Below are 12,528 nucleotides of genomic sequence, written 5' to 3' on the forward strand. Positions count from 1 at the left end.
ATGTTGGAACTCGTCAACAGCAAGGTCGTGAAGTCGACCGTCGCCCCGGGCTCGCCCACGCTCGCGCGCCGTGGATCCATGTTGTTTCACCAGGGCGACGTCCGCTTCGTCCCGCACACGATCGGCGGCGCGGGCGGCATGCCGGGGATGGGTGCCGTCGCGGGTATGGCCGGCCGGATGATGTCGGGCGAGCACGTCGCCATGATGGCCGCCGAGGGGTCCGGCACCGTGCACTACGGCCACGCCGGGTTGCACGTGTCCGTCATCGATCTCGACGGGACCGGTGTCCTCTCGGTCGAGGCGTCACGGTTGCTCGCACACAGTGGCGCACTCTCGACATCGGTCGTACCCCTGACGCAGCAGGGAGGGGTCCGCGGCGCGGTGCGCGGGGCGATGACCGGGCAGGGCATGTTCACGACACAGGTCGCCGGACGTGGGCAGGTGGCCGTGCTGGCCCACGGTGGGACGGTCGAGATCGAGGTGGGTCCGCACCGGCCGCAGGTGGTGGTCGATCCGCAGGCGTACGTGTGTCACCGCGGCACTCTCACCGTCGACATCTCGGCGAACGTCGGGTGGCGTGACGCCGTCGGCCGCGGTTCGGGTGAAGCCGTGCAACTCGCGATCGGCGGCGCAGGGACCGTGTGGGTCCAGGCGTCCGAGCAGAAGTTCTGACGAGAGGGAATCGGACATGACCGACGTCGTGCACAACCCCCACACCCTGCCGGTGAACGACAACGTGCCGGGAAACGACTACGCCTTCTGCATCGAACTCGCGGGACAGCCGTGGTTCACGGCGAAGGGCGCGATGATCGCCTACTACGGGTCGGTGCAGTTCGAGCCTCTCGGGCGGACGTCGATGGCGGCCGTCGTGGCCTCACGCTTCTCGTCGCCGCTGTACGCGAACGACTGGGTGCTCGCGAGTGGACACGGCAAGGTGCTGCTCGGCGATCGCGGCTTCGACATCAACTCGTTCGATCTCGACGACGGCAACCTGACCATCCGGGCGTCGAACCTGCTGGCCTTCGAACCCGGCCTGGAGCTGAAGCAGTCCATCGTGCCCGGTTTTCTCACGCTGCTCGGCACCGGGAAGTTCCTCGCCTCGTCCAACGGTGCGGTCGTGTTCGCCGAACCGCCCGTTCGAGTGGATCCGCAGGCACTCGTCGGCTGGGCCGACTGCCCCGCTCCGTCCCACCACTTCGACGCGCAGTGGATGCAGAGCTTCCTGGGGGCGGCGCAGGGGATGCTCCTCGGAGCACAGACGGGGGAGGAGCGGCAGTTCGACTTCACCGGTGCGGGAACGGTCCTGATCCAGTCGTCCGAGAAGGTGGTGAGCGACGCTCATCTGCTCCGCCACATCGAGTCGGAGACCGTGGCGCTGGGTCAGAACGCGTTGCGCTCACTCCATCAGAGCATCGGGGCCCGGCTGAGCCAGAATTCCTGAGCGTCGACGGGTGTGGGGAAAGACGTTGTGCCCCCAGTAGGGCTCGAACCTACGACCTGCGGATTAAAAGTCCGTAGCTCTACCAACTGAGCTATAGGGGCGGTGCTCGACGAGTGTAATGGACCCCGGGCGGTCGCTCTCGACCTGGCCTCGCGTCGGGAGTGACGCATTCACCATTCACCTATTCGCTATGAATCATCACCATTCTCGCCGGTCGACATTCGGACGCGGGCCGGGCATATATCCGACAAACCGGTCATCGGAACGTACGACACGCTGGTGGGGCCGTCCGAACACGCCGGACGAACCCGCTCGAGCTCGATGTTTGCGGCCACGTCCGAGGGGATTCTCAGGTTTGTCGGCTACCCTTCACTCAGTATCAGGGCCCTTCAGGGTGTTCAATTTCGGAGGCAGCAGCGCAATGGCACAGCAGGAACGTGCTCGACGCACCCGGGCCGCGATCGTCGAGGCAGCCGCGTACGAGTTCAGCAAGCGTGGGTACACCGCGGCGTCGGTCAACACGATTCTCGAGGGATCACGCGCCACCAAGGGTGCGATGTACTTCCACTTCAGCTCCAAGGAAGAACTGGCTCGCGCCGTTCTGCAGACCGCGATGGAGAAGTACGTCGCGATCATGGACGTGGAGCGCCCGGACGGCGTCGACGCCCTCGAGTGGCTGCACAACCTCATCTTCCAGCTCGCCCGGTCCTTCGACGAGAACGTCGTCGTGCGTGCGGAGTTCCGTCTCGTGGTCGAGCCCGAGTTCCACGCGAGCATCCGCGAGGGAGCGGGCGCCGTGTGGGGTCGCACCGCCCACAAGCTCGCGGCCGAGGCGCACGAGACCGGTCTGCTGCGCCCCGACATCGATCCGCGCATGTTCACCCGCGTGCTGGTGACCTCGCTCGCAGGCCAGCGGTACATGGCCGATCTGACCGCCGAGGACACCGACCTGGTGGTGCTGTTCGAGGAGTCCCTCGAGGTTCTCCTGATGGCGATGGCGTCGCGGGAATGGCTCGACAAGTGGCGCGTCAACGGGTGGCCCCGAGTCGACGCCGTGAGCGTCGAAACATAGCCTCACCTGCGGATTTGTGAAATTCCGAAGCGGTGTCCTAAGCTATCCAAGCTCCCAACGGAACGCCGTTGGGGTACGGTCGGAGCGATTCGACGGGCCCCCTTCGTTTAGCGGCCTAGGACGCCGCCCTTTCAAGGCGGTAGCGCGGGTTCGAATCCCGTAGGGGGTACGTTTCAGCGAGTGACAACGCTGGAGCGGGAGTGGTGAGAAGTAGGACGAAGATGCAGTAGGGTCTTCCACGCAGTACATGCTTCACAGCATGGCCCTGTGGCGCAGTTGGTTAGCGCGCCGCCCTGTCACGGCGGAGGTCGCGGGTTCGAGTCCCGTCAGGGTCGCAACACCTCAGAGGTCGCAATACCTCAGTGATGCGATGATCTTCAGCACCGAGTAGTACAGCATCACCGGTACCCGCGAGGGTGCCCACGGCCAGGTAGCTCAGTCGGTACGAGCGTCCGCCTGAAAAGCGGAAGGTCGCCGGTTCGATCCCGGCTCTGGCCACCGAGAATGGACACAGACTGGAACCACCTGCCCGCGCAGGTGGTTCTTCTCGTTTCCGGACCCGTCGTCCGAGGTCGCCGACGCCCGGGTGGTATCGATAGGGCATGACTGACATCGATGCTGACGTGATCGTGGTGGGGGCGGGTATCGCCGGTCTACGGTGCGCCGGAGCGCTGCGCCGGCGTGGATTCACGGTGCGGGTCGTGGAGGCGGGCGACGCCCCGGGAGGACGGATCCGCACCGATCTCGTGGACGGTTTCCGCTGTGATCGAGGCTTCCAGCTCCTCAACCCCTCCTACCCGGCCGTGAAGCGTCATGTCGACGTGTCCGCGCTCGATCTGCGGGTCGCCGGTCGCGGTGTGCGGATCGTCGACGACTCGGGGCGAGCGCACACGATCGCCGACCCGACACGGCACCCGGGCCTGCTGCTCGGGACGGTGCGGTCCGCGGCTCGCCTGGGCCTGCTGCACCCGGGCGCCGTCGTCGGCGCCGCGCGGTGGGCGTTGCCCGCTGTCGGACCGGTGCGCCGCCTGGCCGCGTCCCCCGACGCTGCACTCGCCGACGACTGGGACCGCGTCGGCCTCCGCGGTCCGCTGCGCTCCGCACTGCTGGCTCCGTTTCTCAGCGGGGTCCTCGCCGACGGCGTGGGAGACACGTCGGACCGCTACGTCCGGCTCGTGCTCCGCAGCTTTCTTCTCGCGACACCCGGTGTGCCGAACCGCGGAATGCAGGCGTTCCCCGAGCAGCTCGCCCGCGATGCCGGGGTCGACATCGCGTACTCCTCGCGCGTCGAGCAGGTCACCGACGGCGCGGCACCCGCCGTGCGGATCGCCGACGGGTCGGTGCTGCAGGCCCGCGCGGTGGTGGTGGCGACGGACGCGCGAGGCGCGAACGAGCTGACGGACACCCGGACCTCTCCCATGCGCGGGTTGTCGACGTGGTGGTTCGAGGCCGACGCCGCGGAATCCGACGAGTTCCTCCGCATCTCGGGGACGGGCGGCGTGGTGGTCAACACCGCCGAGATGAGCTCCATCGCACCGGGATACGCGCCGACCGGGAAGACCCTGGTGCAGGCGACCGGGCTGCTGGACGACGCCGGTCCCGCCGAGGAGTCCGTCGTGCGCGCCGTTCTCGATCGGCTGTGGGGTCGGTCCACCGCGTCGTGGCGGGTGATCGTGCGTCACGACGTGCGGCGTGCGCTCCCGGTCCAGGCACCCGGGACGTCGCTCCGGCGATCGCTGCGGGTCGGTGACCGCGTGCTGCTCGCCGGCGACCATCGCGACACCCCGTCGATCCAGGGTGCTCTGGTGTCGGGTGGTCGCGCGGCCGCCGAGGTGGCGCGGCTGCTTGGCTGACGCGGCGTCCGGTTCTGGGCCGGAGCGATCTCCACGGAATCTTCACAACGTGTCCCCGAGACCCGCACATGGTGCCGTTACGGTCTGTTTCATGGATCGACGACGAATTCTGGTGGTCGAGGACGAACGGGCCCTGGCCGACGCGATCGCGGCACGGCTGCGGTCCGAGGGCTTCGACGTCGACCTCGCGTCGACCGGACCGGCCGCCGTGGAGACGGTGGCCCGCACGAACCCCGACCTGGTGGTCCTCGACGTGATGCTGCCCGGGTTCGACGGTCTCGAGGTGTGCCGACGCATCCAGTCCCGCCCCGAGGGCGCCGTCGCCGTCCTCATGCTCACGGCGCGGTCGGACGAGACGGACCAGCTGGTGGGCCTCGGGGTGGGTGCGGACGACTACATGTCCAAGCCGTTCTCGATGCGCACCCTGGTGGCCCGCGTGCACGCACTGCTGCGCCGGGTGGAACGCCATCCCGCGCCGACGCCGACCGTCGTGCACGAGTTCGACGACGTGCGGGTCGACGAGCACGCGCGGCGGGTCTTCCGTGACGGCGAGGAGGTCCACCTGACACGCACGGAATTCGATCTGCTGCTGTTCCTCGCCCGGCGGCCGGGCGCGGCCTTCGCGCGAGATCGACTGCTGTCGGACGTGTGGGGGTGGTCGCGCGACGACTCCATGACGTCGGTGCCGTCCCGCACGGTCGACAGCCACGTCAAGGCGTTGCGGCGCAAGCTGGGGTCCGACGTCGTGCGCACCGTCCACGGCGTCGGGTACGCGTTCCGGGCACGCGGATGATCCGCCCTCTCGACTCGCTGCGCTCGTTCAAGGTCAAGACCGGCATGGTGGTGGTGATCGCGCTGTTCGCGGCGTCGGGCACCTTCTGGCTCGCGGCCCAGCAGCCGTTCCGGTACGCGCTGCTGCTCGCACTCGTCGTGGCGCTGGTGGTCACGCAGATCGTCGCGCACGGGATGACCTCGCCGCTGCGCGAGATGACCGCAGCCTCGCGAGCGATGGCGAACGGGGACTACACGCACCGGGTCCGGGCCACGTCGCGGGACGAGATCGGCCAGCTGGCCGTCGCGTTCAACACGATGTCGGCAGACCTCGCAGAGGCCGACCGCTACCGTCGGGAGCTGATCGGCAACGTCTCGCACGAACTCCGGACACCGATCGCGTCGCTGCAGGCCGTGCTCGAGAACATCGCCGACGGGGTGCAGGAGGCGACCCCGGCGACGGTGGGAGTCGCCCTGGAGCAGACCGAACGTCTGGCTCGGCTCGTCGACGACCTCCTGGATCTCTCGAAGCTCGAGGGTGGCGCACTCGGTCTGTCGCGCAGCACGTTCGACCTCCGTCAGTTCCTGACCAGCGTGGTCACCCAGAGCACGGCGACCCGGTTCTCGGTGTCCGTCGAGCCTCCCGGTGCGACGGTGATCGCCGACGAGGAACGGGTACGGCAGGTGATGGCCAATCTGGTCGAGAACGCCGTGCGCCACGGTCCGCCCGACGGTGCAGTGGCCGTGTCGGCCGTGGTGGGGGACGACACGGTGCGCATCGACGTGATCGACGAGGGCGACGGGATCGCGCCGGCCGACCGCGCTCGGGTCTTCGACCGGTTCGTCCGCGGCGGGTCGACCGACGGCGGTACCGGCATCGGGCTCGCCATCGCTCGATGGGCCGCCGAGTTGCACGGCGGCACACTCGATGTGGTCGACGTCGGCGCCGGGTGTTGCTTCCGGCTCACCCTTCCTGTCTGACCCCACCGTCCGCACTCGGCACGTGACACCGCATCCGGTGCTCGCGCGATCACCCCTGCCCGAAAGAGGTTCACGATGACCACCGATCTTCTTCCCGATCCGGCGGCGCAGTCGCCGGTCCGCACCGTCACCGAGTCTCCGCGTCGCTGGGCCGTGGGTTCCGCCGCAGCGGTCGGGGTGGTCGCCGGCGCGATACTGACCGACCGGCCGTCGGTGGCCTACCTCGCCGTCGGCGTCGCTGCCGTCCTCGCCGCTCGACTGCCGGACCGGTCGCGCTGGTCCGTGGCATGGATCGGCGCCGCGTTCGCGCTGCTGCTGGTCCCGTTCGTCCGCGATTCGGGATGGCTCGCAGCGTCGTCCGTCGGACTGGCCGTGTGGTGTGTGGCTCTGTCGACCACGAGATCGACGACGTTCACCGCCACGGTGCTCGCGCCGATCGTGCCCGTCGTGGTGCAGGGAGCCGTGCTCCGCTCGCTCGGAACCGGTGCCGCACTGGTGACGCTCCCGTCTCGGGGGTCCGCGGTACGCACGCTGCGCGTCGTGGTGAGCACGGCCCTGCTGGTCACCGTGTTCACGCTGCTGTTCGCGGGTGCCGACGATCGCTTCGCCTCGCTCGTCGACGCGGTGATCCCGACCGTGTCCGTCGACGTCGACCCGCTGGGGCCGGTCGTGGCTCTGTGCGTCGCGCTGTGGATTCTGGGTGTCGCCCACGCGAAGCGTCACGCGATGGCACTCGATGCGCTCGCTCCCGGCGCTGGTCGACGACGACCGGTGTGGGAGTGGGCGGTGCCGGTCTGCGCGCTCGTCGTCGTGTTCGCTGCGTTCGTGGTGGTGCAGGCAGCCACGTTGTTCGGCGGACACGACCACGTGATGACGACGGACGACCTGACCTTCGCGGACCACGCCCGATCGGGATTCTGGCAGCTGATCACGGTGACAGTCGGCGTGCTCGTCGTGGTCGCCGTGCAGGTACGCAAGGTCGACGCCGAGGTGCGGCGCGACCGGGTGCTCGCGCGCATCGCCTTCGGGTCGCTGTGTGTGCTGACGCTGGTGGTCGTCTGGTCGGCGGTGTACCGAATGTCGTTGTACGAGCAACAGTTCGGTCTCACTCGGCTGCGAGTCGGGGTCATGGCCGTCGAGGTGTGGTTGGGCGTCGTCGTGCTCGCCGTCATCGTCGCCGGTGCGCGCTGGTCCGCGCGCCTACTGCCCGCGGTGATCGTCGGCACGGCGGCGCTGGGCGTGCTGGTGATGGCGGCGGTGAACGTCGATGCGCTGGTCGCGGAGCGGGCAGTCGAGCGCTACGAGCGGACCGGACTGATCGACGTCGACTATCTCGGCACGCTCTCGGCGGACGCGGTGCCCGCCGTGTCGACCCTGCCGCCCACGCTGCGCGACTGCATCCTCGACGAGCCCGGGAGCGACCCGTGGTGGAACGCGAACATCGCACGCCGTGAGGCCGCCGTCATCGCGGCGAGCGACCCTCTCGCAGAGTGCGCTCTGCCAGCTCGCGAAGCGGGCCGGTGAGTGCCGAATCGCCGGTCTCACACGAGTGCTCGCCGATCTCGAGTCGCCACCGGAAGGTGTCGCGGGCGAGGGACGACGACTCGGGCAGGCCGTTCAACAGGGGGAGCGCGCGAGTGACCAGCTGCTCCCACTCGGGTGCCGTGTCGCCGAGGGCCGTGGTGTCGACGCTGCCGCGGCGGGTCGTCCCGGCCACGCCGCCGCTGCGTACCACCACGATGACCATGTCACGTCCTCTTGCTCGCCTCGTCCGCCGCATCGGACGCGGATCCCGTCCCGGCCGGCTCGAGGCCCACGGTAGTCCACCCGCCGACCACGGCGCGGTGAACGTCGGACCCGGTTCCGTACCGCGCCGATGCGGCCGCGACCGTCGCCGCGGAGAAGGCGGCGAAATCGGCGGTCGGCGTCAGGCTGCCGGACGTGAGAGCGTCGAACCAGACCTGTCCGAGACGATCCCAGGCCGGCCCGCCGAGCGCGACGGCGGCCTCGGCGAACGCGCGGTTGGGGATGCCGGAGTTGATGTGCACCCCGCCGTTGTCCTCGGTGGTCTCGACGTATCCCGCCATGTCCGCGGGCTGGGGGTCCTTGCCGAGGACGTCGTCGTCGTACGCGGTACCGGGTGCCAGCATCGAGCGGAGGGCGCTGCCCTGCACGTCGGGGAGGAAGAGCCCCTCGCCGACGAGCCAGGACGCGTCCTCGGCGTTCTGCCCACGCGAGCGCTGTTCTGCGAGGACGCCGAACACGTCGGACACCGACTCGTTGAGGGCGCCGGACTGTCCCGCGTACTCGAGCTGTGAGGTGTACTGCGTGAAACCGTGAGCCAACTCGTGCGCGATGACGGACAGCGACACGGTGAAGCGGGTGAACACCTCGCCGTCACCGTCGCCGAACACCATGCGGGTGCCGTCCCAGAACGCGTTGTCGTACTGCTCGCCGTAGTGCACCGTGGCGTCGAGCGGCAGCCCCTGCCCATCGAGGCTGGACCATCCGTAGACCTCGGCGAACAGGGCGTGGGTGACGCCGAGGCCGTCGTAGCTCTCGTCCGCCGCCGGATCGCCGACAGGTTCGCCGCCCTCGGTGCGCACGACGTCGCCGGGCAGAGTCTGCGTGTTCTTCGCGTCGGCGATGGTGCGCTGCAGCCGATCCGCGACGGCGCCGCGGGGAGCGGTGGGCGACACGGTGGACCGCGTCGAATCGCGTCGGCGCCGCATCTCGTCGTCGAGTTCCAGCGTGCGGCTCGCGACGGACGGGGCGGTGTCCAGGCGGGCACTGCGTTCCGCGGGGGCCGACGCGAGGCGCTGCAGAAGGTAGGGAGGAACGACGCCCTGGCAGCAGGGCGTGGTGCGCGAGAGGTCGGGGGTGGCCACGATGAGATCCTTCCGAAGGGGAACGATCGCCACGCTAACCCCGATCACCGACAGCCCGCGCACCTCGCGGAGCTCGTGCGGTCAGGGGCAGGCGACCTTCGCCTGGTCGTAGATGCGACCGGCCTCGTCGACACCGGGCTCGTTGCCGTTGTTGGTGGCCTGCGACCGGATGTCGGTGACCACGGCGTCCTTCTCCTTGCCGTCGGTGATCTGCTGGCAGATGCTGCCGAGCAGCGATTCGATGTCCTCGTCGGACTTTCCCTCGGAGAGCGCGGAGAACTGCGCCTTGTAGGCGGCGACGAAGGTCGCGCGCTTGGCGTCGTCGAACATGTTGCCGGCATCGTCGGCCAGGCTGCCGGCGCTCGACTGGATGCCGGGTGCGGCCGACTGTGCAGAGCTGAGTGCGCCCTGAGCTGCGTCGCCCACCGATTCCGCGGCGTTGTTCGCGGTGTCCTGTGCGGACTGCTGATCCTCGGAGCTGCATCCACCCAGGACCAGGGCGAGGGTGGCGGCAGCGGCGAGCGTGGCGGGAAGGAGTCTCATCGGACGAACTTTACCGGGCGTACCGTCGCATTCCACCGCGAAAGAGGCCTGTGAATGACCATGATCGACGATGGCCATCATGCAGCGGGGTGCGGGTGCGCGGCGGGTGCGGACGCCGATCGTGCGCAGTGCCGACGGGACGTCGTCCGTGGAGTCGTTCGTCATCGCCGCGGTCGCGACCATCCTGCTCACCCGCGCCTACCTCGAACTCACCGACTATCCGCAGGTGGGCGGTGGAAGCCTGCACATCGCCCACGCACTGTGGGGCGGTGCGCTGATGATGACGGCGCTCGTCGTCGGATGGCTGTTCCTCGGCTTCGGAGCGCGCTCGTCGGCCGTGCTGCTGGGCGGCGTCGGCTTCGGTCTGTTCCTGGACGAGGTCGGGAAGTTCGTGACGAAGGACAACGACTACTTCTACGGCCCGTCCGCCGAGATCATGTACGTGACGGTGGTTCTGGTCCTGGTGCTCGGACGAACCGTCCGCGACGTCCGCGAACCGACGCCACGGGAATGCCTCGCGAACGCTGCCGCCATCGCGTCGGAAGGACTCGTCGGTGGGGTACCGGGATCGCGCCGGGAGCTGGCCCGCGAACTGCTCGACCGAGCGCGGACGACGGGAGCCGATCCCGAGCTCGTCGCGAGCATCGACACCCTGCTGAGTCGGTGCGTTCCGGCACCGTCCCGGCCGACGAGTCGGCGGGCGTGGTTCTCGCGCGCCGTCCCGTCGTTCGTGACCAGTACGCGCTGGGCGATCGCGTTGTCCTGGCTCATGGTGGTCACCGCGTCCGCGACGGTCGTGGCGGGCATCGCGCAACTGGCCACGGGCGGTCTGGTCATCGAGCGCGACGACCTCGATGTCACCCTCGACCGGATGACCATCTCGGGCGGCATCCTGTGGGTGACGGCGTGCGTCACGGTCGCCCTCGGGCTCCCGTCGCTGATCGCACGGCGGCGCACCGCGTCCCTCTGGCCTCTGCACCGACTCCGGTCGGCGGCCCTGATCTACGCGTTGCTCGGTGCGCTCGTCGACTTCGCCGAGACGGGCTTCGCCGCCCTGACCAACCTCGCGATCGGACTGTTGACGCTCGCCGCGATCTCGCACCGGATCACGGTGGAGACAGCGCGAGGGTCCGCTGCGACGCGAAGTGCCGCGGTGCGCCTGTGAGCGGGTCGGTGAACTCGATGCTCCGCGCCAGCAGTCGCAGTGGATCCCGGTAGTCGTCGACGGCGACCTCGCGCGGCACGGGATACAGCGAGTCGCCGACTATGGGCAGGCCGAGAGAGGCCATGTGCACGCGTAGTTGATGGGTCTTGCCCGTGCGCGGATGCAGGCGGTAGAGCGCCAGGTCGCCCACCGTGCGCACCTTCTCGATCACGGTCTCGCTGTTCGGCTCACCCGGCACCTCGGTCGCCTGCAGTGATCCACGGTCCTTGACGATGCGGCTGATCACGGTGTGCGGGAACGAGATCGGCGAGTCGGGGGCCACCGCTTCGTAGACCTTGACCATGCTGCGCTCCCGGAACATCTCCTGATATGCGCGGCGGACGTCCTGTCGTGCGGTGAAGACGAGCACGCCCGCGGTGAGGCGATCGAGGCGGTGCGCCGGGGACAGTGCGTCGTTTCCCAGTTCGCGTCGCAGCCGGGTCAGGGCGGTCTGCACGACGAAGCGCCCCCGTGGTGTCGTAGCCAGGAAGTGCGGCTTGTCCACCACCACGATCGCATCGTCTCGGTACAGGATCGGGGCGGTGAACGGCACCTCGGGTTCCACGGGCGGATCCCGGTACAGGTAGACGTCGGCGCGGGGGACCAGGGGAGTGTCGACCAGCACGGGCCGTCCTGCGGCATCGACGACCTCGCCGTCCGTCACCTTCGCGCGCAGGGCCTCCGCATCGCGCGGAAAGCGTGCGACGAGGTACTCGACTATGGTCCTGTGCTCTGCCGGCGCGTCCGGCATGCGGATCCGCGTCGGATTGAGACCGTCTCGGATCGGCAGCGGTGCGGGCACCGGATCGAGCGTAGTGCGCCGGTACCCTCGAACGCGGTCGGCCGCGGCGAGCGGCCGAGAGAAGTCTCAGGGGGGAATCGCATGGCACAGAAGTCTGCACACAAGTGGGTCGAGACCGACGTACCGGATCAGTCCGGCCGGACCTTCGTGGTCACGGGAGCCAACAGCGGGCTCGGCGCCGAGGCCGCGAAGGCACTCGGTCGCGCGGGCGCGACGGTGGTGCTGGCCTGCCGGACCGTGGAGAAGGCGAAGCCGATCGCGGACGAGATCGGTGAGCGCGCCGAGGTGCGTCGACTCGACCTCGCGGATCTGAGCTCGGTGCGGGAGTTCGCCGACGACACGCCCACCGTGGACGTACTGATCAACAACGCCGGCGTCATGGCACTGCCGCTGAAGCGGACCGCCGACGGTTTCGAGATGCAGTTCGGCACGAACCATCTCGGGCATTTCGCGCTGACCGGCCTCCTGCTGGACAGGATCACCGACCGCGTGGTCACCATGTCGAGTTTCATGCACCAGGTACCGGGACTGAAGCTGTCGGACCTCAACTACGAGAAGCGTCGCTACAGCCGGTGGGGTGCCTACGGGCAGTCGAAGCTGTCGAACCTGCTGTTCGCGTACGAGCTGGATCGCCGACTGCGTGCGGCGGGGTCACCCGTGCTCTCGCTGGCGGCGCATCCCGGTTACTCGAGTACCGAGTTGATGGGTCGGACGGAGAGTGTGCAGGACGCGTTCATGTCACTCGGCCGGGTCTTCGCCCAGTCGGCCTACATGGGAAGCCTGCCGGAGCTCTACGCCGCGACGGCGCCGGGGCTGCAGTCCGGCGGCTACTTCGGACCGGACGGGTTCCAGGAGCTGAGCGGGCACCCGAAGAAGGTCGGATCGAACAAGGCCTCGCGTGACGAGGCGAAAGCCCGTGAGCTCTGGACCAGGTCGGTCGAGCTCACGGGCGTCACCTACCCGATCTGAACGG

The 12,528-nt window shown here is 68.9% G+C and carries 13 protein-coding genes and 4 tRNA genes; 12 read left to right on the forward strand and 5 right to left on the reverse strand.

All coding sequences use genetic code 11. The features are described from left to right. Together QRN16_RS14730 and QRN16_RS14735 are read left to right on the forward strand one after the other, a co-directional pair. On the forward strand, positions 1 to 672 hold the full coding sequence (locus tag QRN16_RS14730; protein ID WP_056446783.1) for an AIM24 family protein: 672 nt from the start codon (positions 1 to 3) through the stop codon (positions 670 to 672). 16 nt (positions 673 to 688) lie between these two features. Further along, complete coding sequence (locus QRN16_RS14735) at positions 689 to 1,441, forward strand: AIM24 family protein (RefSeq protein WP_027504259.1); 753 nt, start codon at positions 689 to 691, stop codon at positions 1,439 to 1,441. A 28-nt stretch (positions 1,442 to 1,469) separates the two neighbouring features. On the opposite strand, the gene QRN16_RS14740 is transcribed toward QRN16_RS14735, so the two are convergent. Next, positions 1,470 to 1,542, reverse strand: a tRNA-Lys gene (locus QRN16_RS14740). Between the two features lie 320 nt (positions 1,543 to 1,862). On the opposite strand from QRN16_RS14740, the gene QRN16_RS14745 reads away from it, so the two are divergent. The 8 genes from QRN16_RS14745 to QRN16_RS14780 all read left to right on the forward strand — a co-directional run bounded on the left by QRN16_RS14745 (position 1,863) and on the right by QRN16_RS14780 (position 7,642). Beyond that, positions 1,863 to 2,513 (forward strand): ScbR family autoregulator-binding transcription factor, encoded by a 651-nt coding sequence (locus QRN16_RS14745; RefSeq protein ID WP_027504258.1) that lies wholly within the window; start codon positions 1,863 to 1,865, stop codon positions 2,511 to 2,513. 96 nt (positions 2,514 to 2,609) lie between these two features. After that, positions 2,610 to 2,682: transfer RNA gene (locus QRN16_RS14750), tRNA-Glu, on the forward strand. A 92-nt stretch (positions 2,683 to 2,774) separates the two neighbouring features. Beyond that, positions 2,775 to 2,848, forward strand: a tRNA-Asp gene (locus QRN16_RS14755). 89 nt (positions 2,849 to 2,937) lie between these two features. Beyond that, a tRNA-Phe gene (locus QRN16_RS14760) sits at positions 2,938 to 3,011 on the forward strand. 104 nt (positions 3,012 to 3,115) lie between these two features. Next, positions 3,116 to 4,366 carry an FAD-dependent oxidoreductase gene (locus QRN16_RS14765; RefSeq protein ID WP_285187818.1) on the forward strand — a complete coding sequence of 417 codons (1,251 nt, stop codon included), beginning with the start codon at positions 3,116 to 3,118 and terminating at the stop codon, positions 4,364 to 4,366. A 91-nt stretch (positions 4,367 to 4,457) separates the two neighbouring features. Next, positions 4,458 to 5,159: a response regulator transcription factor gene (locus QRN16_RS14770; RefSeq protein ID WP_056446788.1), complete on the forward strand. Its 702-nt coding sequence runs from the start codon at positions 4,458 to 4,460 to the stop codon at positions 5,157 to 5,159. Then, positions 5,156 to 6,118, forward strand: coding sequence for a HAMP domain-containing sensor histidine kinase (locus QRN16_RS14775; protein WP_285187820.1), 963 nt, complete (start codon positions 5,156 to 5,158; stop codon positions 6,116 to 6,118). The genes QRN16_RS14770 and QRN16_RS14775 overlap by 4 nt, the downstream gene beginning before the upstream one ends. Positions 6,119 to 6,193: 75 nt before the next feature. Beyond that, on the forward strand, positions 6,194 to 7,642 hold the full coding sequence (locus QRN16_RS14780) for a DUF4153 domain-containing protein (protein WP_285187822.1): 1,449 nt from the start codon (positions 6,194 to 6,196) through the stop codon (positions 7,640 to 7,642). Here QRN16_RS14780 and QRN16_RS14785 read toward each other — a convergent pair. The 3 genes from QRN16_RS14785 to QRN16_RS14795 form a co-directional block, all read right to left on the reverse strand. Next, complete coding sequence (locus QRN16_RS14785) at positions 7,581 to 7,865, reverse strand: protealysin inhibitor emfourin (protein WP_285187824.1); 285 nt, start codon at positions 7,863 to 7,865, stop codon at positions 7,581 to 7,583. The two genes, QRN16_RS14780 and QRN16_RS14785, sit on opposite strands and share 62 nt — an antisense overlap. Before the next feature lies 1 nt (position 7,866). After that, positions 7,867 to 9,006: a M4 family metallopeptidase gene (locus QRN16_RS14790; protein WP_051613070.1), complete on the reverse strand. Its 1,140-nt coding sequence runs from the start codon at positions 9,004 to 9,006 to the stop codon at positions 7,867 to 7,869. Between the two features lie 81 nt (positions 9,007 to 9,087). Next, positions 9,088 to 9,549 carry a hypothetical protein gene (locus QRN16_RS14795; RefSeq protein WP_285187826.1) on the reverse strand — a complete coding sequence of 154 codons (462 nt, stop codon included), beginning with the start codon at positions 9,547 to 9,549 and terminating at the stop codon, positions 9,088 to 9,090. Positions 9,550 to 9,619: 70 nt separating this feature from the next. On the opposite strand from QRN16_RS14795, the gene QRN16_RS14800 reads away from it, so the two are divergent. After that, positions 9,620 to 10,714, forward strand: coding sequence for a hypothetical protein (locus tag QRN16_RS14800; RefSeq protein ID WP_285187828.1), 1,095 nt, complete (start codon positions 9,620 to 9,622; stop codon positions 10,712 to 10,714). Here the strand turns inward: QRN16_RS14800 and QRN16_RS14805 are convergent. After that, positions 10,656 to 11,504 carry a pseudouridine synthase gene (locus tag QRN16_RS14805; RefSeq protein WP_197027734.1) on the reverse strand — a complete coding sequence of 283 codons (849 nt, stop codon included), beginning with the start codon at positions 11,502 to 11,504 and terminating at the stop codon, positions 10,656 to 10,658. The genes QRN16_RS14800 and QRN16_RS14805 overlap by 59 nt on opposite strands. 132 nt (positions 11,505 to 11,636) lie before the next feature. Between QRN16_RS14805 and QRN16_RS14810 the strand changes: the two genes are divergently transcribed. Continuing rightward, positions 11,637 to 12,524 (forward strand): oxidoreductase, encoded by an 888-nt coding sequence (locus tag QRN16_RS14810; protein ID WP_056446802.1) that lies wholly within the window; start codon positions 11,637 to 11,639, stop codon positions 12,522 to 12,524. Positions 12,525 to 12,528 lie beyond the last annotated feature (4 nt).

The organism is Rhodococcus sp. MEB041 (genome assembly GCF_030208955.1).
Classification (GTDB): domain Bacteria; phylum Actinomycetota; class Actinomycetes; order Mycobacteriales; family Mycobacteriaceae; genus Rhodococcoides.